Below are 23,806 nucleotides of genomic sequence, written 5' to 3' on the forward strand. Positions count from 1 at the left end.
GGGGAATCTAAAATGTTTGTAGATACAACATTGCGAGATGGACATCAATCATTAATTGCGACTAGAATGAGAACTTTAGATATGCTCCCTGCACTTTCAAGTATGGACCAATTAAATTTTGATGCTATGGAAGTGTGGGGCGGTGCAACTTTTGATGTTTGTGTTCGTTTTCTTAAGGAAAATCCTTGGGAAAGGATTAAGATTATAAAAAAGAACTTAAAGAATACAAAAACACAAATGTTATTAAGAGGTCAGAATCTTGTTGGTTATAGGCATTATGCTGATGATGTTGTGGAACTATTTGTAAAAAAAGCAGTTGAAAATGGTGTAGAAAAAATAAGAATTTTCGATGCGTTAAATGATATTAGAAACTTAGAAAAAAGTATCGAAGTGGCTTTGGAAACAGGAGTGCATGTGCAAGGAGCAATTTCGTATACTATTAGTCCAGTACATACGATTGAATATTATTTAAATTTTGCAAGGCAACTTGTTGAAAGAGGAGTTCATTCATTGTGTATTAAAGATATGGCTGGACTATTAACACCTAAGATGAGTTATGAACTTATTCGGCAATTGAAAAAAGAATTTTCAATTCCTATTGAAATTCATACCCACTGTACTTCTGGACTTGGAAGCATGAATTATATTGCAGCCGTTGAAGCTGGAGTAGATTTTCTAGATACAGCACTTTCACCATTTGCCCTTGGAACTTCACAACCGCCATTTGAATCTTTGTATTATTCTGTTAAGGAGTATAGGAAGCTGCCCGAAATTGATTGGAAAAACATAGAATTTTTGGTTGGGCATTTTAAGAAAGTTAGGGAAAAATATCGAGAATACGATGTAGGGATGACAAGTATTGATTATAGAATTTTAGTATCTCAGGTTCCAGGAGGCATGTATTCTAATTTGGTAAAGCAACTTTCTGAACAAAAAATGTTACATAAATTATCTGAAGTTTTAGAGGAGATTCCGAGAGTAAGAAAAGAACTAGGTTATCCCCCTCTTGTTACACCTACTAGTCAAATAGTAGGAGTCCAGGCGGTGTTAAATGTAATTACTGGTGAGAGATATTCGAAAGTAACGAATGAGGTAAAAAATTATTTAAAGGGTATGTATGGAAGGCCTCCAGCGCCGATTGATAAAGAGTTAATACGCAAAATATTAGGTAATGAAAAACCAATTGAATGTAGACCTGCAGATTTATTAGAACCTGAAGTTGAAGCAGCAAGAAAGAATATAGGAATACTTGCTTCAAATGATGAAGAATTGTTAATTTATATTATCTTAGGTGAAGTTGGAAGAAAATACTTAAAAGAAAAATATGAAGAAAGAATATTGGTTGATTTGAACCTTGCTGAAGAATTTGGAGGAGGTTACCCTATTTGATTGTTGGGATTGGTAATGACATATTAAATATCAAAAGAATTAACTTAAAAATTGAAAGAAGGATATTAACAGATTTAGAAAAAGATAATGGAAAATTAAGCGCCCAATATTTAGCTGGGCGTTTTTCACTTAAAGAATCTTTTTTTAAAGCTATAGGTACAGGTTTAGGTGAAAATTCTTTTAAAGATGTTTCCTTTGTAAATAACAAGTTTGGAAAGCCATATGCGGTTTTTCATAAAGATTTTAAGGGATTCAACTTTTGTCATGTATCACTTTCACATGATGATTATGTCTTTTCAACTGTCCTTTTGGAAAGGGTAAAAGGGAAAATTTTTCTTGGTTTGGGTAGTAATTTAGGTCAAAGGGAAGAAAATTTAAAAAATGCTTTAGAAGAGATTCAAAAAAATAATATTGAGATAATCAGTATTTCAAGTTTGTATATAACAAAACCATATGGATATAAAGAACAAGACGATTTTTATAATATTGTAATTGAAATAGATACAGATCTATCACCAACAAATTTGTTAAACACTTTGTTGTACATTGAAAAGAAAATGGGAAGAAGAAGAGAAATAAAATGGGGACCTAGAAATATAGACATTGATATTTTATTTTATGGTAATTTGGTAGTTGATTTACCGAATTTAAAGATTCCTCATTATGATTTTGAAAATAGGGATTTTTTTATTGCACCTATGTATGAAATATCTAAAGATTTTGTTCATCCTATTAGTTCTAAAAAAATGTTTGAATATTTTTCAAATTTGAGTATCAATTGGAGAAAACTGGAATGGAATCTAAAAAACATTTGAGGAGGAATAGTTGTGATGAAAAGAAAAATTTTAGAGGCTGTAAATTTTATCGTTAAAAATAATTTGGTTAAAGGAACTTGGGGGAATGTTTCTTTAAAATATGGAGAGTTAATTTATATTACACCTTCCGGTGTTCCATATAACGTTTTAAAAGAAGAAGATGTTTCAGTTGTAAAGATTGATGGTACACACGTATCTGGTTTAAAACCATCTTCAGAATTACCAACACATTTGGAAATTTATAATTCACGAGAAGATGTAAATGCGATAGTCCATACCCACCCAGTTTTTTCTACTACTGTTTCACTTATTACAAGTTATATTCCTCCATTGGTTGAGGATGCAGTAATGATTCTTGGACCTAAAATAAATGTTGCTGAATATGCTTTGCCTGGAACAAACAAATTAGCTCAAAATGTAGTTAGGGCTCTTGGAAATAATCATGCAGTAATTTTAAAAAATCATGGTTTGATTACTGTTGGTTCAGATTTGAATGAAGCTTTAACTGCTAGCCTCGTGTGTGAAAAAACGGCTGAAATATTTTTGTATGCTTTGAATATTGGCAATTTTAACGTTATTAATGATAAAGATGCAAGTATACTAAGGAATAAGTATTTAAATAGCTATAGACAGATTAGAAAAGATGTTAGATAATTGAATTGAGATATTAAGAGGGGGTATTAAAATGTTCGAAAAGGAAGAATTAGAAAGAATAGAAAAAGGTATGGAAAACTATGAATCACAAGTTGAAAAAGTAAAACAAAAATTTCCAGAAAGAAAAGAAAAATTTGTTTCAACGTCTGGATATGAAATAAAGAGATTGTATACCCCAATAGATGTATCAGATTTAGATTATGAAAAGGATTTAGGATTTCCTGGGCAGTTTCCGTTTACTCGTGGTGTACAACCTACGATGTATAGAGGCAGATTTTGGACAATGAGACAATACGCGGGATTTGGAACTGCTGAAGAATCAAACAAAAGGTACAAATATTTATTATCCCAAGGTCAAACAGGACTGTCGGTTGCTTTTGATTTACCGACACAAATAGGATATGATTCGGATGATCCAATGGCAGAAGGGGAAGTTGGAAAAGTTGGGGTTGCAATTGATTCGCTTAAAGACATGGAAGTTTTGTTTGATGGAATTCCCTTAGATAAAGTTAGCACTTCAATGACCATTAATAGTACAGCAGCGATTTTACTTGCAATGTATATTGTTGTTGCCGAAAAACAAGGAGTGCCTCTGGAAAAATTATCGGGAACTATCCAAAATGATATTTTAAAGGAATATATTGCAAGAGGAACATATATATTTCCACCGCAACCATCAATGAAAATTATCACTGATATTTTCGAGTATTGTTCAAAAAATATGCCTAGATGGAATCCTATTAGCATTAGTGGTTATCATATTAGAGAAGCTGGTTCAACTGCTGTTCAAGAAGTTGCTTTTACATTAGCTGATGCAATTGCATATGTTGAAACAGCAATTAAGGCTGGTCTTGATCCAAATATCTTTGGTCAAAGACTTTCCTTCTTCTTCGCGGCGCATAACAATTTCTTGGAAGAAATAGCTAAATTTAGGGCTGCTAGAAGATTGTGGGCTAAGATTATGAAATATAGGTTTGGTGTTACAAATGAAAAGGCAATGAGATTGAGATTTCATACCCAGACAGGTGGTTCAACTTTAACAGCTCAACAACCTCTTAACAATATAATTAGAGTGACTTTACAAGCGTTAGCTGCAGTACTTGGTGGAACACAATCCTTACATACAAACAGTTTTGATGAAGCATTAGGCCTTCCTACTGAAGAATCTGCAATGATTGCTTTGAGAACGCAACAAATAATTGCATATGAATCAGGTGTGGCAGATACAATTGATCCTTTGGCTGGCTCTTATGTTATTGAATCTATGACAAATGAAATTGAAAAAGGAGCAGAAGAGTATATAAATAAAATCGATTCAATGGGTGGAATGGTTAGAGCAATTGAAATGGGATATGTTCAAAAGGAAATTCATGAAAGTGCGTACAAAATGCAGCTTGCAGTTGAAAATGGTGAAGAAATAATTGTTGGAGTAAATAAATTCAAAGTAAATGAAGAAGCACAACAGAGAAAAATTTTGAAAGTTGATCCTCAACTTGAGGAAAAACAGAAACAAGAGTTAAAAAGATTGAAGAAAAATAGAGATAATGAAAAAGTGAAAAAAGCTTTGAAAAATTTAGAAAATGCAGCCATTAATAATGACAATTTAATGCCATATATAATAGAGGCTGTAAAAGTATATGCGACAGTTGGAGAAATTAGTAATGTTTTACGAAAAGTATACGGGGAATATAACGAAACGATTATAATTTAAGGGAGGTGTAATTATGACTGATAAAGGCACATGGATGGTAAAAGAAGGTTTTGCTGAAATGTTTAAAGGTGGAGTTATAATGGACGTTACCACTGCTGAACAAGCTAAGATAGCAGAAGAGGCAGGAGCAGTTGCAGTTATGGCACTTGAAAGAGTTCCTGCTGATATAAGAAAAGCTGGTGGCGTTGCACGAATGGCGAGTATAAGTAAAATAAAAGAAATTATGGAAGCTGTTTCAATTCCTGTGATGGCAAAAGTTAGAATTGGTCATATAGCAGAAGCAAGAATCTTGGAGGCCCTTGGAATTGATTTTATTGATGAATCAGAAGTTCTTACACCTGCAGATGATAAATATCATATAAACAAATGGGATTTTAAAGTACCATTTGTTTGTGGAGCAAGAAATCTTGGAGAAGCATTGAGAAGAATTGCTGAAGGAGCAGCAATGATTAGAACAAAAGGTGAAGCAGGCACTGGAAATGTTGTAGAGGCCGTGAAACATATGAGAACCGTTATGGATGAAATTAGAAAAGTTCAAAATATGCCTGATGAGGAATTGGTAAGTTATGCTAAAGAAATTGGGGCTCCGGTAAATTTAGTAGCGGAAGTTAAAAAATTGGGTCGGCTTCCTGTTGTTAATTTTGCGGCAGGTGGAGTTGCAACTCCCGCTGATGCAGCACTAATGATGATACTCGGAGCAGATGGGGTTTTTGTTGGAAGTGGTATTTTTAAATCAAAAGATCCAGCAAAAATGGCAAAGGCAATAGTTATGGCAGTAACATATTGGAATGATCCTGAAATGTTGTTGAAGATATCCGAAGATATTGGACAACCAATGGAAGGATTAGAGATAGAAAACTTAGATGTACACCTTCAAGAAAGGGGTTGGTAAGTTGAAAATAGGTGTTTCGGGAATACAAGGAGATTTTAGAGAGCATAAAGCAGTGCTTGAGAGAATGGGGATAGAAGCTTTAGTAGTGAAAAAGCCCGAAGAATTAGATTTGGTTGATGGTCTTATTATTCCCGGTGGAGAATCTACAACAATGATTCGCATTATGAAAATGATAGGTTTTTATGAGGTATTGAAGAATAAAATAGAAAATAATTTTCCAGTTTTTGGTACTTGTGCAGGAATGATTGTTTTATCTAAAGAAGTTGTGAATTTTAAACAAGATTCTTTAAAAGCCATTGATATAAAGGTTGAGAGAAATGCGTATGGAAGACAAGTGGATAGTTTTGAAACTGATGTTTATATTAAAGATTTTGATAAACCATTTAGAGCAATATTTATTAGAGCACCTAAGGTCATAGAATATGGAAAAGATGTAGAAGTGTTATCTGAATATGATAGTTCGCCAATCTTATTAAGACAAGGAAATATATTAGTTGCTTCATTTCATCCGGAATTAACTGTAGATACAAGAATTCATGAATATTTTGTAGAGATGATAAAGTAAAATTAAAAAAATAGTTAGTTAAGATACCCCCGAAAGCAGTAAAATAAGACTTGAGGGGGTATTTTTTTAAATATTAAATGTGTCGTTCAAAAGTGCAAGATGAAACTTTAAAAATTTTAGAAAGTATTTTATTTTACGAAATATGTTGTGATATAATTATATTGAAAAAATATAATTGGGGGATGGAGATGTTAATTCCACAAGGGTTGTTAACAAAGATAAAATTATTAGCACCTGGAACGAAATTAAGAAAAGCGTTAGACGATATAGTTTTAGCTAATTTTGGAGCTTTAATAGTATTTATTTCAGAAGAAAAAATGGAAGATTATGCCGAAATAATGCAGGCAGGTTTTAGATTAGATATACCTTTTTCACCAGAGAGACTTTACGAACTTGCAAAAATGGATGGTGCAATAATTGTCGATGAAAATGTAACAAAAATACTGGCTGCAAATGTTCATCTTGTACCTGATGCAAGTATCCCTACTAGTGAAACTGGCACAAGACATAGAACGGCTGAGAGGGTGGCTAAACAAACGGGGCAGCTAGTAATAGCTGTATCAAAACGAAGAAATGTAATTTCGTTATATTACAATAATTATAAGTATATTATTAACGATATTAACTTTTTAATTACGAGGGTTAATCAAGCATTAAATACATTGGAAAAGTATAGGCAAAATTTTGATAAAATGCTTTTGAATATAGATATACTGGAAATTGAAAATAGAGTTACCTTAATTGATGTGGTAGAAATAATAAATAAAGGGGTAGAGATACTAAAAATCAAAGATGAAATTGATCCTTACGTTATCGAACTTGGTGTAGAAGGCAAATTAGCCTCTATGCAATTGACAGAAATTGTCGTTGATGTTGAAGATATATTGTATAATTTGGTGTTAGATTATTATAGTGTAGATTTAGAAATAGAAGAAAAAGCTGTACAAATTATTGAAACATTGAAAAGTTATAAAGAGAGAAGGCCAATATCTACGGCACGGTTATTGGGTTACGATGATGTAGCCAATATAAATCAATTAAATGATTATCATGTTCAGTCAAGAGGTTATAGGTTATTAAGAAATATTGCAAAAATACCTATGACAATTACTCATAACGTTGTAAAAGCATTTGGAAATGTATTTTCACTGAGTAACGCAGATTTTTCTGCTTTGAAAGAGGTTGAAGGGATAGGCGAGAAGAGAGCGGCTGCAATTATTGATAGTATTAATTCTATGAGAAATAGAATTTCTCAAAAATAACAAATAACATGGAGGTGAGACAATGTTAAGCGAAAAGCTAGAAAAAGCTTTGAATGAACAAATAAAGAAGGAGATTAATTCTGCTTATCTTTATTTATCGATGGCTACTTATTTTGATTCGGAAGGTCTTAAGGGATTTGCCAATTGGATGAAGAAACAGGCAAATGAAGAATTGGGCCATGCAATGAAATTATATGATTATGTATATGAAAGAGGGGGAGAAGTAGAATTACAGGCAATTGAGAAACCAAAATGTAAATGGGATTCGCCACTTGCAGCTTTTGAAGATGCAAAAAACCACGAAAAATTTATTACTGATTCAATTCATAAGCTTTTTGAATTAGCTATGGAAGAAAAAGATTATGCTACAATGAGTATGTTAGAGTGGTTTATTGATGAACAAGTGGAAGAAGAAGCACAAACGGAAGAAATTGTTTCTAAGATTAAAGCTCTCTTATCTACGCCTAATGGTATGTATTTACTTGATAAAGAACTTGGGCAAAGATAAGTGTTAAATATTTAAACATGTGATTTTTTAAATAGAAATATAAAATATAAACATGGCCTTCTGTTTTAGAAGGCCATGTTTTATTCTTGTTCAACTTTACTCAATTCTTTTATTAAGCTTTCTTCATCTGAATAGATAATATAAGCTTTTTCTTTCTCGTTGTATATGTAAGGTAAATTAATGTTTAGGGTGTTTTCGGTATATAAAATCAAACCAGAGTCTTCAATAATTATTTTTTTGATTCCACATTTCGAAGCAAGAATTCTTAATTTTGTGTATTTTAAAAGATTTTCCACACTTTGAGGAATGTCTCCGAACCTATCTTTTAATTCTTCTTTAATTTCTTTTATTTCATCGGTTGAAGTGAGTGATGCAATCCTTCTATATAATCTAATTCTTTCAGCTGGATCATAAATGTAATTTTCTGGTATGACAACTGAACCTTGCATTCCAGATATTTCTGTTTCAATTTTAAAAACTTCTTTTCCTTGGAGTTCATCTAAAATCTCATCTAAAATTTCAAAATAATAATGTAACCCAATATCGTTAATAAAGCCATGTTGTTCTAATCCTAAAATATTTCCTATTCCTCTGATTTCCATATCTCTTAAAGCAATCTGAAAACCACTTCCTGGCCCCACTATTTCTTTTATGGCTTTTAATCTCTCGTTAGCTATTTTGTTCAGCTTTCCGGAATATAAAAAGTATGCAAAAGCTCTCTTATCGCTTCTTCCAACTCTACCTCTTAATTGATAAAGCTGAGAAATTCCATACCTATGTGCATCATCTACAATCAATGTGTTTGCGTTTGGAATATCAATGCCATTTTCGATAATTGTTGTTGCAACAAGAACATCGATATTTCCGTTATAAAACTCATGCACGGTTTTTTCCATAGTACGTTTAGACATTTGACCATGGGCAATTCCAATGGAAACTTCGGGAACAATTTCGTTTAATTTAGCTGCAATTTCATCAATGTCATTAACTCTATTATGGACATATAATACTTGACCACCTCTATTGATTTCTCTTAATATTGCTTGTCTTATTATTTTAGGATCATATTTACTGACAATAACTTGTATTTGTTTTCTGCCGAATGGAGGAGTTTTGATGACAGACATATCTTTTAAACCACTTAAAGCCATATGTAGCGTTCTAGGAATAGGAGTAGCACTCATTGACAATATATTTACATTAACTCTCAGTTTTTTTAATGCTTCCTTTTGTTCAACACCAAATTTTTGTTCTTCATCTATAATAAGTAAACCTAAATCTGAAAATTTTAGTGATTTAAAAATACCATGTGTGCCAATAACTATATCGGTTATGCCTTTCCTTACATCAGTAATTACTTTTTGTTTTTGTTTTGGAGTTAAAGAGCTATCGTATAACTCAACTTTTAACCCAAATTTTTCAAACCGTTTTTTAAAATTTTCATAGTGTTGTCGGGCAAGAACTGTCGTAGGTGTCAAGACTGCAACTTGCTTTCCAGAAACTGCAACTTTAAAAGCTGCTCTCATTGCTACTTCTGTTTTACCATATCCGGCGTCTCCAGCTACTAGTCTATCCATGTTTTTATCTGAAGATAAATCTTTCATAACATCGTTTATAGCTTTTAACTGATCTTCAGTTTCAATGTGTGGAAATGTATCAGAAAATTCTTTTTCTAGCTCTGGATCTCCTTCAATAACTAAACCTTTTGTATTTTTTCTGATTGCATTAATCCTAAGTAATTCTTTGACAGTTTTTTCAATTTCTTTTCTTGCTTTTTTGACTCTACGATGCCAAGAGTTCTTTTTTAATTTATCTATTTGAACTGCTTCTTTTACACCTATATATTTTTGAACCAAGTCAAGTCTGTCAATTGGCACGTACAACTTTGAGTCTTTGTATTCCAGTATTAAATATTCTCTTTCAAAATTATTGTTTTTGATTTTCCGAATACCTGAAAATTTTGCAATACCATATTGCTTGTGAACAACTATATCACCAATTTTAATTTCTTCTTCTGAAATCACTGGAATTGTTGGTACATTATGTTCTTTTTGAATTTTTTGAGTTTTTTTACTTTTCTCTCCTTCTTTTTTTAGTTTAAAAGTTCCTGAAATGTTTTTGATAATTTTTTGATAATCAAATCCTGAGAACATTACGTATTTGTGTCTCAATTTGCGATCAATTATTAAATCTCTTATTTCCCTTTCTTTTTTTATGTACTCGTCTATAACTTTATCTTTATCGGTTATTAATAGTTTTACATTGTAGTCTAAAATAGTTCCCTGATATTTTTCTCCTATCATTGTTTCATGAGTTATATTTCCTATATATTCTTTGGCAGGAAGTATTAGAGCAAGATCTAATTTTTTGATAGATTTTTGAGTGGATGGATCAAATTCTCTTATTTCTTCAATTTCGTTATCGAATAATTCTATTCTTGTAGGTACTTCATTGGCTCCAATAAAGTCGATAATTTCTCCTCTAATTGCAAATTGTCCTCCCTCTCTTACATTGAAAACTCTTTCATATCCAAGTTCAGTAAATAATTTTTCGGGAGATTTAAATTTATCTCCAACTTTAAATTCGAATATGTATTTTTTAAATTCATTGGGAGGCATAACATACCGAGTAAGGGCATGCAAAGTAGCAATACCTTTTAATTTATTATTAAGTGCAAGATATAAAGAATAAATTCTATGAGATTTTACGAACCAAGAATTTTGAATATTTTCAAATGGGAAAATATCGTATGAAGGAATGCGAAAATATTGAGTATGTTTACAATCTTTTTCACTTGGAACAATTATAATCGTATTCTTCATATTATCACTCAATTATAATAGGGTTTCTAAAGTCCATTCCAGATTTTCTTTGAGATTTGTTAGGATAAAAGAAAGCGTAAATATTACTTGCTAAAATATCTATTTCAAATTGCCAGAGATAGAGTTCTGGAATTACTTTCCATTCTTTTTCTGTGTCATTCATTATTTTGTTTAATATTTTCTTGTATAAAGATGCAGTGCTAATTATAGGTATTTCAACATGTTTTTTGATGTTAGAGAGGAATTTTTGTCCTTTTTTTGTAAATCCTAATATCCTTAGGTATTGTGGGCCATAGGTGTTTGAAAGTTCAACAAACTCTTTTTTCATGTTAAATAAGGTATAAAGAATTAACCTTCTTATCCTTGAGTAAGTAAATCTTTTTGTTTTGACTAGGTCTAAAAACTCTTGAATGCTTCCAGCATTACTAGCTGCTTTTAAAAATCTTATATCTAGACCTTCTTTGAAACCATATATTTTTTCTATTTTTTCACGTGTTAACGTTCTTAAATATGGTATAACGAAAGATTCTAATGATTCTAGAAAAACAGGTCCTCTGCCATTTTCAAACTCATTTGTGAGAATTTTCAAATTAATAGTTGGTAATGTAGCAGAGAAATTCAAGTTGTTTTTTATTGCATTTCTTATAGCTGTTGCTGAAGATATTTTTCCTTTTAATTCTGTTTCATTGTAGTTACTACCAATTCTTTTTATAGTATGGTATTTAATTTTACTTTTAAGTTTAAGAAGTGAATGAATATATTCAATCCCTAAAATATCATTCGATTTTTCTAATTTTTCTATTTTGGAATTTTCAAATTTTAGAAATTTTTGTAAAGCATATTTCCTAGCATTTGGATAGGAGAGACCTTTTTTTAATTCTCTTTTAATAATTGTATCGAATTTTTGGGGTTGTTTATATAGAATTTCTGCAATTTGGTTCAAGAAATTTACATCGTTACTTTCACTTCCAAAAACAAAATCAGTTACAAATTTTAGTTTATCTAAAGTAGCAATTGCACCAAAAGCAAAATTTCCTGCATCTTGGATAGCAAATACAGTTGGTAATTCAAAAACAATATCTATACCGTTTCTAAGTGCCATCTCAGTTCTTGCGTACTTGTTTACAATTGCAGGTTCGCCTCTTTGACAAAAATTACCACTCATTATTGCAACTGTAAAATCTGGATTAATCAATTTTTTTGCTTCATTTAAATGATACAGATGTCCATTATGCATGGGGTTATATTCAACTATTAATCCTAAAACTTTCATATATTTTTTACTCCTTCTTTGTTTCAGCCCAGAAAACTGAAAACGAGACAACCAAAGATAAAAAATTTATCAGAAAAAGAATACCAGAGATATACATTGCTTCAAGTTTGTTGCCGTTAGTTCCGAAAAATTCTATACCAATCCATGTTGGGCCAAGAATTGCAAGTTTGTAAAGTTGAAATCCAAAGGAACCTAATGCAAACATCGAAGAAAAGAAAATCCAGAATTTCGATTTTTCAGAGCTAGATTTTGTTATTGAGTAAATTCCCATAAAAAAACCTGAGAGTAAAAATGATAAAGCAATGTAAAATAAAGCATATGTTAAATTAATTTTTATAGAAAAAATACTTTCTATCAACGGGGAAATGTAAGAGAAAGAAAAGTAAAAAGTTATTATAAGAAGACCAAGAAAGGCTATAATAGTGCCAAAAACGTATGTTAAAAACAAATAAAAGTTTTTCATTTTATCACCTCATATATTATTTTCAATATTATTTTAACATACAAAAAGGGCCATCCGGCCCCCTGTTTAAAAACTATTTGGTGGGTGCGGCAGGGATTGAACCTGCGACCTCTTCCGTGTGAAGGAAGCGCTCTCCCACTGAGCTACGCACCCATACAATCAAGATATTAGCACAAAAATGCGTTAAAATCAAGTTGTTTTTTATACAATTTTTGGATATAATGTAAATGATATGGGGGTGTTTTATGAAAAGATATTTAAATTTCACATTCATTTTTATAATTATAGTTTTTATTATTTTTTTAATTTCACCGTATGTTTTTAAGTATCATAGATACTTTAAAAGAACACTCCAAAAAGAAATTGAATATGTAATAACTAAAGTCGAAAATTATCATATTGGAAGATTTTTTAACAGTTCTTTCAAAATTGAAATTCCGGAAATTTCAAAAATGATGAACAGATATGAATTTTATCGATTTTTAAGCGAAAAGTTAAATTATTTTCCAGATGTTTATTTAGAAATTCCTTATCAATATAAAACTACTAAGTTACTTCCATTTGATATAAGATTTTTCAATAATTCTTTTGTTGTGATAAATACTTCCTGTAATATTCCTAATGATGCAATAATTAGAAAAATTAACGGTCAAAATATTGAAGATATATACTTAGATTTTGCTGCCAGTTTGCCAGGGGAAAATATGTATATAAAAAAACATAATTTTGCTGTTTTTATTTTCCCTATAATTCCAGATTTTTATAAAAAGAACAAGTTTGAAGTTGAATATGAGTTTAAAGGTATGGTTTACAAAGAAACTGTAGAATCAATTACCTATCAAGAATATTTAGGAAAGTTAAAATTAAAAGCCTTTGAGTATCGTAAAATTAATAAAGATATTGGTATCTTAAAAGTTAATCATTTTAATGTTGCGGGTAAAGATTTTTTCACAATGCTTGAATTGCTTGAAAACATTTCAAAAGATGAAGTCAAAACTTTATTAATTGATATGAGAGGTAGTATAGGTTTAGTAAGGGACTTTAGTGGTGTATATATGCTACTATCGTTTATAACTGACAAACCTCACTATATATCAGACAAAATTTACTATGCATTTGGTGATAATTTGATAAAATATGAAAAATATGGTTATGTTTATCCAAATGAGATCAATTTTTCCAATAAGAGACTATTTTTTATTTCAGATAAGTCAATTGCACATCCTTTACCAGCAATGGTTTTAGCGTTTGTAAAAAAATGGAAACTCGGTATAATTGTTGGAAAAGAACCAGCACATCCAGTAAACTTTTATGGGGTTATGAAAGAATTTACAACGCAATGGACGGGTCTTAAAGTTTTAATTCCCACATGGTATTTTGAAAATTACATTAAGGATTATGTTGAACCGGATATAAAAATACCAGGAGATTATTTAAATTACATTATGACAAATTTTTAACTGATTTTGTAACATTTGAATAATCTCAGTAGAATTTTGTTAATATGCTTGCTAAAATTGTAAAACTTGTGGTATAATATTAAACGTACTTCTATATTACTCCAGAAAAGGGGGGATTTTTGTGAAAAAACTGTTAGTGTTGATGGCAGTATTGCTAGCTGTAGTATTATATGCAGCCGATCCAAACGTTTTAGTTGACGTAACAATTGGTGAACCAGATACTCTTGATCCACATTTGGCCTATGATACGGCAAGTGGTGAGGTTATTTACCAAGTATATGAGAATCTTATCCAATACAAAGGTTCAAGTGTTTCTGAATTTGAACCAAGATTGGCAACAGAAGTACCTTCTGTTGAAAACGGTTTGATTAAAGATGGCGGAAAAACATACATTTTCCCAATAAGGAAAGGGGTAAAGTTCCACAATGGTGATGAATTAACACCTGAAGATGTAGAATACAGTTTTGAAAGAGGACTCCTTTATAACCCAGCTGGTGGCCCTGTGTGGATGCTCTGGTATGCAATATTTGGTATTTGGGATGTAACACAATTGGTTGAGGAAGTTGCCGGAAAACCATATGATGAATTGTTTGATGAAAATGGTAATCCACTTCCAGGAGCAGAAGAAGTATTTAAAAAAGTATATGATATAGTTGATGCAGCTATTGAAGTTGATGGCGATAATGTGGTATTCCACCTTAAAAGACCATATTCACCATTCTTAAATGTTATTGCACAAGGTTCAAGTTGGGGTGCAATACTTGACAAAGAATGGTGTATTGAACAAGGATTGTGGGATGGGCAACCAACTACATGGTGGAAATGGCATGATCAACAAAAGGAAGAATCTCCACTTTACCAAAATGCAATGGGTACTGGTCCATACAAATTTGTTGAATGGGATAGGGCACAACAAAAAGTTATACTTGAAGCAAATGAAAATTATTGGAGAGAACCAGCAAAGATCAAAAAGGTAATTATCTGGGGTGTCGATGAATTTTCAACAAGAAAAGCAATGCTAGAGAAAGGTGATGCAGATATTGCATACATTCCAACACAATATCTTGATCAAGTAAGAGGAAATCCTGACATTGAAATAATTGAAGGACTTCCATCATTAGTTGTTACAGTTCTTGGTTTCAACTGGTCAATTAGAGAAGATAGCAAATATATAGGTAGTGGAAAACTTGATGGAAATGGTATTCCACCTGACTTCTTTAGTGATGTACATGCAAGAAAGGCAATAGCACACGTTATTAATTATGATGCTCTTATCAATGATGTATTAAAAGGTTTTGGTAAGAGAATTCCAACAGCATTGCCAGATTCATTGCTAGGTTTCGATCCTTCACTTCCACTTTATGATTTCAATTTGTTCAAAGCGAGACAAGAACTTATGCAAGCATGGAATGGTGAAGCATGGAAAAAAGGATTTAAATTTAGTGTTGCATATAACTTAGGTAACGAAGCAAGACAAAGAACTGCTGAAATGGTAAAAATGTATCTTGAAATGCTTAATCCAAAGATTAAGGTTGATGTAGTTGGGTTACAATGGCCAACATTCCTTGATGCGACAAAACGTGGTGAACTTCCAATATTTATTCTTGGATGGCTTGCAGACTTCCCAGACCCAGATAACTTTATATTCACTTACTACGATTCAAAAGGTGACTACAGTTCAAGACAAGGAGCTAAATTTAGAGAATTTGTAAGTACACCAATGGATGAACTTGGTGGTAAGAGCTTGGATGATCTTATTGAACAAGCTGCAGCTGAAACTGATCCACAAGTACGTGCTGAACTCTACAAGAAAGTTCAGGAATTTGTAGTCAAATACGCAATTAGTGTACCACTTTATCAACCAATAGGAGTACGTGTACAAAGAAAATGGTTAAAAGGTTGGTATCCAAATCCAATGAGACCAGGTGATGATTACTACGCATATTACTTTGAAGGAAAAGAATAATAGTTAAGATTTTTTCTATGGCGGCCCTTTATGGGCCGCTTTATTTATGTTATACTTAAACTTAAGCGAAAGGAGGTCAATTTGTGCCTTACGATGGTTTTGTTATGAATTCTTTTATTAATAATTCACAATTTATTGTAGGTAACTTTTTAAAAAACATTTATTTTAAAAAAAATGTATTGTATTTTAGTTTTTCTAAAAATGATTTGAAAGTATCATTGAATCCAAACTATTCATATTTAACCTTTGAAAGAAGGGATATACCTCAAGATACTAAAAAACATTATTTTGTTGATTTTTTGAGAAGTAGGGTAAGAAATTCAAGAATAATAAAATTTGAGCAGATTGAATTTGAACGGACGGCAAAACTAGTATTGGAAAAAAATGATGAAATAGGTGAAAAGCATGTATATGAGGTTTACATTGATATAATGGGAAAACATTCAAATGTAATAATAGTTGAAAATAATAAAATTTTAGATGCATATAAAAGAATAAAAACGAGGTTTAGGGATATTATTCCTGGCGAAACATTTATTTTATATACTGGGAGTAAAGTTAATCCTCTTAAAAATTTGGTTGATTTGTACAATATCTCCGAAAATTTTAATGGAAGAGTTTCTGAATTTATATTTAAAAATATTCAAGGTTTTTCAAAAGTTACTGCTAAAGAAGTATTACATAGATGTGGTTTAGAAGATGACCAGTTTAGTGTAAAATATCTCAAAAAAATTATAGATACTATTGAAAATTTAATGTATGAGTTTCAAAAAGGTAAAATTTATTTATATTATGAAAATAACAAACCATATGAAATTTCTGCATTTTTATTAAATCATTTGGAATTGGATTATGAAACGTTTGATGAACCTGATAGTGCTATATCAAAATTTTTTGAATGGCATGAACAAAAAAGTTATGTTTTTCAACAAAAACATTTTTTGGAAAGTATTGTGGAGAAAAATATAGAAAAAAATGAAACTATATTATCAAAATTAAACTATGAAATAGAAAAAAATATGAGGTATGAAGAATTTAGAAAATGGGGTGAACTTTTAAAAGCATATTTTTATATAATAGATGATTCTCGAAAGGAAGTAGAATTAGAAGATTGGGAAACTGGTGAAAGAATAACGATACCTCTCGACGAAAATCTTACACCAATTGAAAATTCAAATAAGTATTTTAAATTGTACAATAGGATGAAAAACAAACTAAAAGGTTTGAAAAAAAGGAAAAAGGAAATAGAAAATGAATTAAATTATCTTTACCAGTTATGGTATTCTTTGGATGATGCTCAGGACATCAAGGAGATAGAAGAAATTAAAAACGAAATGGTAGAAACAGGATTAATTAAAGAAAAAAAACAAAAAAGGAAAATAAAAAAATCAGAACCACGAAAAATTATATATAATGGTTATACAATTTTAATTGGGAGGAATAATAAACAAAATGATGAATTGGTAAAAAAATCATCCGACGAAGATATATGGTTGCACGCCCATGGAATGCCTGGAGCTCATGTGGTAATAAAAACAGGGGGAAATGTTGTTAATGAAGATACGTTATTATTTGCTGCTCAGTTGGCTGCAGGTTACAGCAAAGGAAAAAACTCTTCGAATGTTCCTGTTGATTATACTAAAATTAAATATGTAAGAAAGACAAAAAATTTAAAACCAGGTATGGTTTTATACAGTAATTACAAAACTTTATATGTGGATCCCAGGAGGTTAGAAAATGTTTAAAGTATTTTCGGATTTTGAACCCTCTGGTGATCAACCCAAAGCTATAAAAGAATTAGTTGAGGGAATAAGGAAAAATTATAGAGTACAAACGTTATTGGGTGTAACAGGTAGTGGTAAAACTTTTACCATGGCAAAAGTTATTGAAGAAATACAAAAACCTACTTTAATTATTTCTCCAAATAAAACCCTTGCTGCACAATTATATGCAGAATTTAAATCATTTTTCCCAGAAAATAAGGTAGAATTCTTTATTAGTTATTATGATTATTATCAACCCGAAGCATATATTCCAACCAAAGATTTATATATTGAAAAAAATGCAGATATCAACGATGTTATTGCACGAATGAGAATGAGCGCAATAAAAGCAATTATGACAAGAAAGGATGTAATAGTAGTTGCTAGTGTATCTGCAATATACAATTGTGGTGATCCTAGAGATTTTGATGAATTAAATTTTACGGTAACTGTCGGAGATGTAATAAAAATAAGTAAATTAACAAAACATTTAGCAAAAATAGGATATGAGAGAAAGGAAGATGTATCTTTAACTGGAAGTTTTAGAATTAGAGGAGATGTAATTGAGATTTATCCGACGTACCAAGATGAGGGTATCCGAATAGAGTTATTTGGTGATGAAGTTGAGGCAATATACCATATTGATCCGATTAATAGAGAAGTTATGGAAAAACTTGATAGAGTGATAATATACCCTTCGAAGGAGTTTGTCACTACAGAAGAGAAAATTAGAAGAGCTATTAATGGGATATTAAAAGAATTAGAAGAACAGATAAAATACTTCAAAAGGAAAGGTAAGATTCTAGAAGCTGAAAGGATCAAACAAAGAACGTTAAATGATATAGAGTTATTAACTGCATTGGGATATTGCACTGGAATAGAAAATTATTCGAGATATTTTGATGGAAGAAAACCTGGAGAGCCTCCATATACACTTTTAGATTATTTTAGAGATGATTATTTATTATTTATTGATGAATCGCATATTACTGTTCCACAGTTAAGAGCAATGTACAATGGAGACTATTCGAGAAAGAAAAATTTAGTGGAATATGGGTTCAGATTACCGTGTGCCTTTGATAACAGACCATTGAAGTTTGAAGAATTTTGGAGAAAAATTCCACAAGTAATTTTCGTATCGGCAACTCCTGGAGAGTTTGAAATAAGAAATTCACAAAAAATTGTGGAACAAATAATTAGACCTACTGGGTTAGTTGATCCTGAAGTTGAAGTAAAACCGACAAAGAATCAGATCGATGTATTAGTAGATGAAATTATTAAAGTAAAACAACGTGGTGAAAGAGCAATAATTACAGTATTAACCAAAAAAATGGCAGAAAGACTTGCGGAACATCTGGTAGAAATAGGAATAAACGCACTTTATATACATTCAGAGTTAGATACAATTGAAAGAGTGGAGGTATTAAAGAAACTTAGACGTGGAGATGTAGATGTAGTTGTTGGTGTAAATCTTTTAAGAGAGGGTTTGGATTTACCTGAAGTTTCACTTGTCGCAATTTTGGATTCGGATACAGAGGGATTTTTGAGAAGTGAAACAACTTTAATACAAATAATTGGAAGAGTTGCTAGAAACGAAAATGGTAAGGTATTAATGTTTGCTGATAGGATTACTCCTGCTATGAAAAGAGCAATTGAAGAAACTAACAGAAGAAGAAGACTACAGTTAGAATATAATAAAAAATATAATATAAAGCCACAGACTATTATAAAACCTTTAAATGTTGAAATATTTAAGCCTTTCATGGAAGAAGAAGAAACTTACAAAGAAGAAATTCAAAATGTACTATCACTTAAAGAATCGTTATCTTTAGAAGAGTACATAGCAATACTTGAAGAGGAAATGTATAAAGCGGCTGCAGAATTGCGATATGAGGATGCTGCAAAATTAAGAGATGAACTTTTCGAAGCAAAGGAAAAATTAAAAAGTATTTCAAAAAAGTAACGCTGCTAAAGAAGCAGCGCTACTACAATTATATCTCAAAAGATTTTTTTAAGAAAGAATATATGAAATTAAGTTTTTTGTTAAGAAATTCTAATGAAAAACTGTTATCTATAACAATTCCTTCTGGAATAACATCAAATTGGGAATTTAAAATATTTTCAATTTCAATATTACTTAAACCCCTATTTTTTAATCTATTAAAGATTACTTTTTTTTCAGCAGTTACAGTAATGGTAAAATCACAATAAATTCCTAATCTTCTTTTAATAGCTGCTTCTATAACATAATTGAGATTTCTAGTTAATTTTTCCGAGAGAATCTTTTTCATTTCTGGGTGTAAAATACTTTCCAAAACTCTGAGTTTTTCGGTATTAGTGAAAACTATTTTTGAAATTTCTTTTCTATCAATAGTACCAAAAATATCACGAATTTCATGCTTTTTTTTATCAAAAGCTTCATGTCCAATTTCGTCCATATTAATGTATGAAAATCCTTTATTTTTGAAAAAATGTGCGACGGTGGTTTTACCAGTACCAATTTTTCCAGTAATACAAAGAATAAATCTCAATAAATTCTCACTCCTAATTCTTTAGCTTCAAGTTTTTTGAGCTCTTCGGTTGTAAGAAATCTGAAGCTAAATTCCTCTTCAATGGATGAAACTTGCTTAGAGAAATGTTTTAATTTTTCTTCCATATTTTGATCGTTATTGATTACAACCGTTATTATTTCATTTGATTTAAAAATTTTTAAAGGATTAAAAATTTCTTTTAAAATTTCGATTAGTTTTTCCATTATATTTCCTTCCTTTCATTTGAAGGGGTTACATTGTATTCTTCAAACCCTTTCCTTCCCATTAAAGCATAAGTAATTTTTTTGCCTAATTCAACTCCTGGTTGATCATAAGGATTTACGTTGAATAAATCACCTGCAATAGCTGTAGCGAGTTCGTAGTACATTATAAACTGCCCAACATTGAATTCATCAATTTTTGGAAATGTTATTCTTAATGAAGGTTTACCATTGAGAGCTAATGCTGCTTCAGTTCCATACAATTCGTTATTGAGAAGTTTTGATAAGGTCTGTCCTTGTAAATAACTTAATTCTTTTTCAATATGAGAATGGGGTATTTTAATATTTCTTTCAAAAGTTTCAGTTTTTAAAAATGTTATAATTTTGTCATCTGGTCCTTCGTTATAAAGCTGAATTTGCGAATGTTGGTCAACAGCACCTAAAGCTTTAACCGGTGTTTGACCGACATTAATTTTTTTATTGTCTTTTGAGTAGGCTTTTCCAAGACTTTCAGCCCACAACTGTCTATACCAATCGGCTAAGTAATATAGTTTATTTGAATATGCCATCATTACAGAAATATTTCTTCCTTTTAAGTAATAAAGATAGTGAACAAGAGCAATTAGTGCAGAAGGATTATTCCAAATATCTTCATTTATGGTTTTATTATATGCACTTTTTGCGCCTTCATATATTGCTTCAATATCTATTCCAGCGGCCATTGCAGAGAGTAGACCAACTGGCGTTAGAACACTAAACCTACCACCAACATTTTCTGGTATTTCAAGAGTGGTAATTTTTTCTGTTTCTGCAATTTTTCTTAAAACTCCTTTTTTGGGATCGGTAGTGAAAACTAGGTGGTTTTTTGGATTTAATCCATGTGTTTCGAGCAATCCTCTTACTATTAAATAATTTGCCATAGCTTCAGCAGTACTTCCAGACTTAGAGATAACATTAAACAATGTCTCTTTAATATCTATTAAATCAAGAATTGAAGAGACGTAATCAGGATCAACATTGTCAATAACAAATATTCTTAAATTTCCATTTCTTTCTTTTTTATTGAGAAAATTCCAATTGATTGGTCTTAAAGAATTTTGTAAAGCAATGTTTCCAAGAGCTGAACCTCCAATACCGACAACAACTAAATTTTCGTATGATTTTACAAAATTTTTAATATTTAGTACGGAATTTATCCACTTTCTATTAAAAACTACTTCAACAAATCCCGGTATATTATTTTTTAACTGGTTAATGGAATTGTAAATGACATCTTTTTGATTTTCTATATCATTTTCTGAGATACCATTGGGAATTTTTTCATTAAAAACATTTGTAAAATCAAATTTCAGCATTTATGAACCTCCTTTAAAGTTCAATCAAAGATATAATATTTTCATTAGCTAAAATATTTCTCGGATTTAAATAAGTGAGTTCAATTAAAAATACCATAGCTACAACTTCTCCACCAGATTTTTCAACTAATGATTTTAAAGCTTTAGCAGTTCCACCAGTTGCGAGAACATCATCAAATATAATTACTTTTTGACCTTTTTCAATTGCATCAACATGCATTTGAAGTTCAGCGGTACCATATTCTAATAAATATTTTTCTGAAATTACCGTAAAAGGAAGTTTTCCAGGTTTTCTAACAGGAATAAATCCCTTGTTTAATTTGTAAGATAAAGCGCCACCAAAAATGAATCCTCTAGCTTCAGGAGCAACAATTAAGTCAAAGTCTAAATTTTCAACTTTTCTGCTTAGCTCATCAATTGCAAGCTTAAAAGCTTCAGGATTTCTTAAAAGTGGAGTAATATCTCTAAAAATTATCCCTTTTTCTGGAAAGTCTGGAATATCTCGTATATATTTTCTTAAGTCCACTTCAAACACCTCCAAAACTATTTAATTCCTATCCCAACAGGTATTCCTCTTTGAATTTCACCATCTTGATTGACGACTTTTTCATTTATAACCATAGCACTTGAGCCGCCACCGTCTAACATCATTGCGGAAAAGTAGCCTTTTTTTAGAAGAAAATCAGCAGCCATGTCGTAATTCATTCCCGGACCATTATTGTATCCTTCTATTATTATGAAATCAACCTTATTATCCTTAGTTATAGCTATTATTGTTCGATTTGTTTTTGAAAAAGCTATTCCATTTCCATAACTGACTTTTTCAGTTGAAGGATCGGGGAGTAAATTTCCGTTTTGTAGTAATAGAGGCCCAGCACCTATTGCATGTTTTATTGGAAAAGGAAAATCTGTATTTAAAACAAATTTTACGTTTGTTCCAACATCTACGTCTGTTAAATATTTATCATACTTTTTGCTTATTGTGAGAATCATTGAAGCATCAGGAACATATTTATAATATTCAGTGTCGACGATTCTACCTTCTTGTATCAAAAAATAGTTTTTTTCCGAATCATATGGTATTGGTAATTTATACTCTTCAGTATAAAGAAGAACTTCTCCTTTTGCGTTTGTATTTACTCCTTTTACTAGAAAGAGTAAATCATTAATGTAAACATTAAGTTCAACCAAGATTCTTTTTATAAAGACTTCGTTATCGTATGTAATAATAAAAACAGGTCTTAATCCAAATTTATCGGATAATAATTTCCCGTCTTTTATAACTAGATCTATAGGAATGTTTGTAGAAGGATCAAAATAATTTGCGTTTATACCTGCAATACAGCGAGAATTTTTAATCATTTCTCTAAGATCCTCTCTTGTTCCGATACCTTTTGAAGAAATGATTGGACTGATTTCAGCTTTTTTAGGATCGACATGTAAATAATTAACTAGGAATTTTTGACCATTGTAAGTTTCTACTTTCCTTTCCCAAATAATTCCATCCCTGATTTTTTTAGTTTCAACTTCAGTATATTTTATTTTTAGTGTTGCAACTTTGTTTTGAATTGTTAATATTGGAACAGGTTTTAACTTATTACTCAATATGTAAAAAATAAAACCATCATTGTTTATCTCGTAGTCGATTTTTCCGATAAGCATAGGCATTCCCTTTAATGGTGATAAAGTTATGATAAGATCATTATCCATTATTTGGATGTTTATAAAATCTTTTGAAATTTCACTAGTGAAATAGAAATTAATTGTATCGTTTTGATGTTCTACTCTAATTAATTCCGGAAGTTTGTCGTAATAAATTTTTCTCCCATCTTCTAAAGTAAATTCATTTAAATTAAAGTATTGTACTAAGAAACTGACATTGATGAAAAGCTCATTATTTTCAACTTTATATGCATTATAAAATGTTTTTTCAAAATTTAAAGTTATGTTTCCATTTTTTCCAATTAATAAATCATTACCTCTTGCCATAAATACTTTATCATTTTTGACAAAACTAAAAGAAAGGTCTTTCAAAATTTTTTCATTGACCCATTCGTCGTTGAAATAATAAGCTTTGAAATCGTAGACGATAGTGTTTGAAAATAAACAAATTGAAATTATCAAAAGTGAAAAAATTATAACTGATTTTTTCAACA

General features: G+C 30.7%; 20 protein-coding genes and 1 tRNA gene. 12 read left to right on the forward strand and 9 right to left on the reverse strand.

Annotated features, from left to right (window positions below):
• The first annotated feature begins 12 nt into the window (after positions 1-12).
• From BUB65_RS04600 to BUB65_RS04635, 8 genes are all read left to right on the forward strand, one after another.
• A complete protein-coding gene (locus BUB65_RS04600) occupies positions 13-1,389 on the forward strand; it encodes a pyruvate carboxylase subunit B (protein WP_073072768.1) in 1,377 nt (458 codons plus the stop codon).
• A complete protein-coding gene (gene folK, locus BUB65_RS04605; RefSeq protein ID WP_073072771.1) occupies positions 1,386-2,204 on the forward strand; it encodes a 2-amino-4-hydroxy-6-hydroxymethyldihydropteridine diphosphokinase in 819 nt (272 codons plus the stop codon). The genes BUB65_RS04600 and folK overlap by 4 nt, the downstream gene beginning before the upstream one ends.
• Positions 2,205-2,219: 15 nt before the next feature.
• A complete protein-coding gene (locus tag BUB65_RS04610) occupies positions 2,220-2,858 on the forward strand; it encodes a class II aldolase/adducin family protein (RefSeq protein ID WP_073072994.1) in 639 nt (212 codons plus the stop codon).
• Between the two features lie 31 nt (positions 2,859-2,889).
• A complete protein-coding gene (locus tag BUB65_RS04615; protein WP_073072773.1) occupies positions 2,890-4,569 on the forward strand; it encodes an acyl-CoA mutase large subunit family protein in 1,680 nt (559 codons plus the stop codon).
• Between the two features lie 13 nt (positions 4,570-4,582).
• On the forward strand, positions 4,583-5,461 hold the full coding sequence (gene pdxS / locus BUB65_RS04620) for a pyridoxal 5'-phosphate synthase lyase subunit PdxS (protein WP_073072775.1): 879 nt from the start codon (positions 4,583-4,585) through the stop codon (positions 5,459-5,461).
• 1 nt (position 5,462) lies between these two features.
• The gene (gene pdxT / locus BUB65_RS04625) at positions 5,463-6,026 is read left to right on the forward strand and encodes a pyridoxal 5'-phosphate synthase glutaminase subunit PdxT (protein ID WP_073072777.1); all 564 of its coding nucleotides are present in this window, start codon (positions 5,463-5,465) and stop codon (positions 6,024-6,026) included.
• Between the two features lie 188 nt (positions 6,027-6,214).
• Positions 6,215-7,288 (forward strand): DNA integrity scanning diadenylate cyclase DisA, encoded by a 1,074-nt coding sequence (disA, locus tag BUB65_RS04630; RefSeq protein WP_073072997.1) that lies wholly within the window; start codon positions 6,215-6,217, stop codon positions 7,286-7,288.
• A gap of 22 nt (positions 7,289-7,310) precedes the next feature.
• Positions 7,311-7,796, forward strand: coding sequence for a ferritin (locus BUB65_RS04635; protein WP_073072780.1), 486 nt, complete (start codon positions 7,311-7,313; stop codon positions 7,794-7,796).
• Positions 7,797-7,876: 80 nt separating this feature from the next.
• Here the strand turns inward: BUB65_RS04635 and mfd are convergent, their stop codons facing one another.
• The 4 genes from mfd to BUB65_RS04655 all read right to left on the reverse strand — a co-directional run bounded on the left by mfd (position 7,877) and on the right by BUB65_RS04655 (position 12,507).
• Positions 7,877-10,618 carry a transcription-repair coupling factor gene (gene mfd, locus BUB65_RS04640; RefSeq protein ID WP_073072782.1) on the reverse strand — a complete coding sequence of 914 codons (2,742 nt, stop codon included), beginning with the start codon at positions 10,616-10,618 and terminating at the stop codon, positions 7,877-7,879.
• Positions 10,619-10,622: 4 nt separating this feature from the next.
• On the reverse strand, positions 10,623-11,891 hold the full coding sequence (locus tag BUB65_RS04645; RefSeq protein WP_073072785.1) for a nucleotidyltransferase: 1,269 nt from the start codon (positions 11,889-11,891) through the stop codon (positions 10,623-10,625).
• A gap of 7 nt (positions 11,892-11,898) precedes the next feature.
• Positions 11,899-12,354 (reverse strand): hypothetical protein, encoded by a 456-nt coding sequence (locus tag BUB65_RS04650; protein WP_073072787.1) that lies wholly within the window; start codon positions 12,352-12,354, stop codon positions 11,899-11,901.
• Positions 12,355-12,432: 78 nt separating this feature from the next.
• A tRNA-Val gene (locus BUB65_RS04655) sits at positions 12,433-12,507 on the reverse strand.
• Positions 12,508-12,599: 92 nt separating this feature from the next.
• On the opposite strand from BUB65_RS04655, the gene BUB65_RS04660 reads away from it, so the two are divergent.
• From BUB65_RS04660 to uvrB, 4 genes are all read left to right on the forward strand, one after another.
• Entirely contained in the window at positions 12,600-13,814 is a 1,215-nt protein-coding gene (locus BUB65_RS04660) for a hypothetical protein (RefSeq protein ID WP_073072789.1), read from the forward strand.
• A 121-nt stretch (positions 13,815-13,935) separates the two neighbouring features.
• Entirely contained in the window at positions 13,936-15,780 is a 1,845-nt protein-coding gene (locus BUB65_RS04665) for an ABC transporter substrate-binding protein (protein WP_073072791.1), read from the forward strand.
• An 83-nt stretch (positions 15,781-15,863) separates the two neighbouring features.
• The gene (locus BUB65_RS04670) at positions 15,864-17,525 is read left to right on the forward strand and encodes an Rqc2 family fibronectin-binding protein (RefSeq protein WP_073072793.1); all 1,662 of its coding nucleotides are present in this window, start codon (positions 15,864-15,866) and stop codon (positions 17,523-17,525) included.
• On the forward strand, positions 17,518-19,506 hold the full coding sequence (uvrB, locus tag BUB65_RS04675) for an excinuclease ABC subunit UvrB (RefSeq protein ID WP_073072796.1): 1,989 nt from the start codon (positions 17,518-17,520) through the stop codon (positions 19,504-19,506). Before BUB65_RS04670 ends, uvrB begins: the two co-directional genes overlap by 8 nt.
• 28 nt (positions 19,507-19,534) lie before the next feature.
• Here uvrB and coaE read toward each other — a convergent pair whose 3' ends face one another.
• From coaE to BUB65_RS04700, 5 genes are read right to left on the reverse strand one after another with little or no spacing between them, the layout of a single operon-like run.
• Positions 19,535-20,074, reverse strand: coding sequence for a dephospho-CoA kinase (gene coaE / locus BUB65_RS04680; RefSeq protein ID WP_073072798.1), 540 nt, complete (start codon positions 20,072-20,074; stop codon positions 19,535-19,537).
• A complete protein-coding gene (locus BUB65_RS04685) occupies positions 20,071-20,298 on the reverse strand; it encodes a hypothetical protein (RefSeq protein ID WP_073072801.1) in 228 nt (75 codons plus the stop codon). The genes coaE and BUB65_RS04685 overlap by 4 nt, the downstream gene beginning before the upstream one ends.
• A complete protein-coding gene (locus tag BUB65_RS04690) occupies positions 20,298-21,650 on the reverse strand; it encodes a glucose-6-phosphate isomerase (RefSeq protein ID WP_073072803.1) in 1,353 nt (450 codons plus the stop codon). Before BUB65_RS04690 ends, BUB65_RS04685 begins: the two co-directional genes overlap by 1 nt.
• A gap of 13 nt (positions 21,651-21,663) precedes the next feature.
• The gene (locus tag BUB65_RS04695) at positions 21,664-22,176 is read right to left on the reverse strand and encodes an adenine phosphoribosyltransferase (RefSeq protein ID WP_073072805.1); all 513 of its coding nucleotides are present in this window, start codon (positions 22,174-22,176) and stop codon (positions 21,664-21,666) included.
• Positions 22,177-22,193: 17 nt separating this feature from the next.
• Positions 22,194-23,804 carry a phosphodiester glycosidase family protein gene (locus BUB65_RS04700; RefSeq protein WP_073072806.1) on the reverse strand — a complete coding sequence of 537 codons (1,611 nt, stop codon included), beginning with the start codon at positions 23,802-23,804 and terminating at the stop codon, positions 22,194-22,196.
• Positions 23,805-23,806: the final 2 nt, after the last annotated feature.

This window comes from Thermosipho atlanticus DSM 15807, from assembly GCF_900129985.1.
Classification (GTDB): domain Bacteria; phylum Thermotogota; class Thermotogae; order Thermotogales; family Fervidobacteriaceae; genus Thermosipho_A; species Thermosipho_A atlanticus.

Coding starts and splice junctions, on each gene's coding strand:
- BUB65_RS04600 (WP_073072768.1), top strand. CDS start 13: ATGTTTGTAGATACAACATTGCGAGATGGACATCAATCATTAATTGCG.
- BUB65_RS04610 (WP_073072994.1), top strand. CDS start 2,220: ATGAAAAGAAAAATTTTAGAGGCTGTAAATTTTATCGTTAAAAATAAT.
- BUB65_RS04615 (WP_073072773.1), top strand. CDS start 2,890: ATGTTCGAAAAGGAAGAATTAGAAAGAATAGAAAAAGGTATGGAAAAC.
- pdxS (WP_073072775.1), top strand. CDS start 4,583: ATGACTGATAAAGGCACATGGATGGTAAAAGAAGGTTTTGCTGAAATG.
- disA (WP_073072997.1), top strand. CDS start 6,215: ATGTTAATTCCACAAGGGTTGTTAACAAAGATAAAATTATTAGCACCT.
- BUB65_RS04635 (WP_073072780.1), top strand. CDS start 7,311: ATGTTAAGCGAAAAGCTAGAAAAAGCTTTGAATGAACAAATAAAGAAG.
- mfd (WP_073072782.1), bottom strand. CDS start 10,618: ATGAAGAATACGATTATAATTGTTCCAAGTGAAAAAGATTGTAAACAT.
- BUB65_RS04645 (WP_073072785.1), bottom strand. CDS start 11,891: ATGAAAGTTTTAGGATTAATAGTTGAATATAACCCCATGCATAATGGA.
- BUB65_RS04650 (WP_073072787.1), bottom strand. CDS start 12,354: ATGAAAAACTTTTATTTGTTTTTAACATACGTTTTTGGCACTATTATA.
- BUB65_RS04660 (WP_073072789.1), top strand. CDS start 12,600: ATGAAAAGATATTTAAATTTCACATTCATTTTTATAATTATAGTTTTT.
- uvrB (WP_073072796.1), top strand. CDS start 17,518: ATGTTTAAAGTATTTTCGGATTTTGAACCCTCTGGTGATCAACCCAAA.
- BUB65_RS04685 (WP_073072801.1), bottom strand. CDS start 20,298: ATGGAAAAACTAATCGAAATTTTAAAAGAAATTTTTAATCCTTTAAAA.
- BUB65_RS04690 (WP_073072803.1), bottom strand. CDS start 21,650: ATGCTGAAATTTGATTTTACAAATGTTTTTAATGAAAAAATTCCCAAT.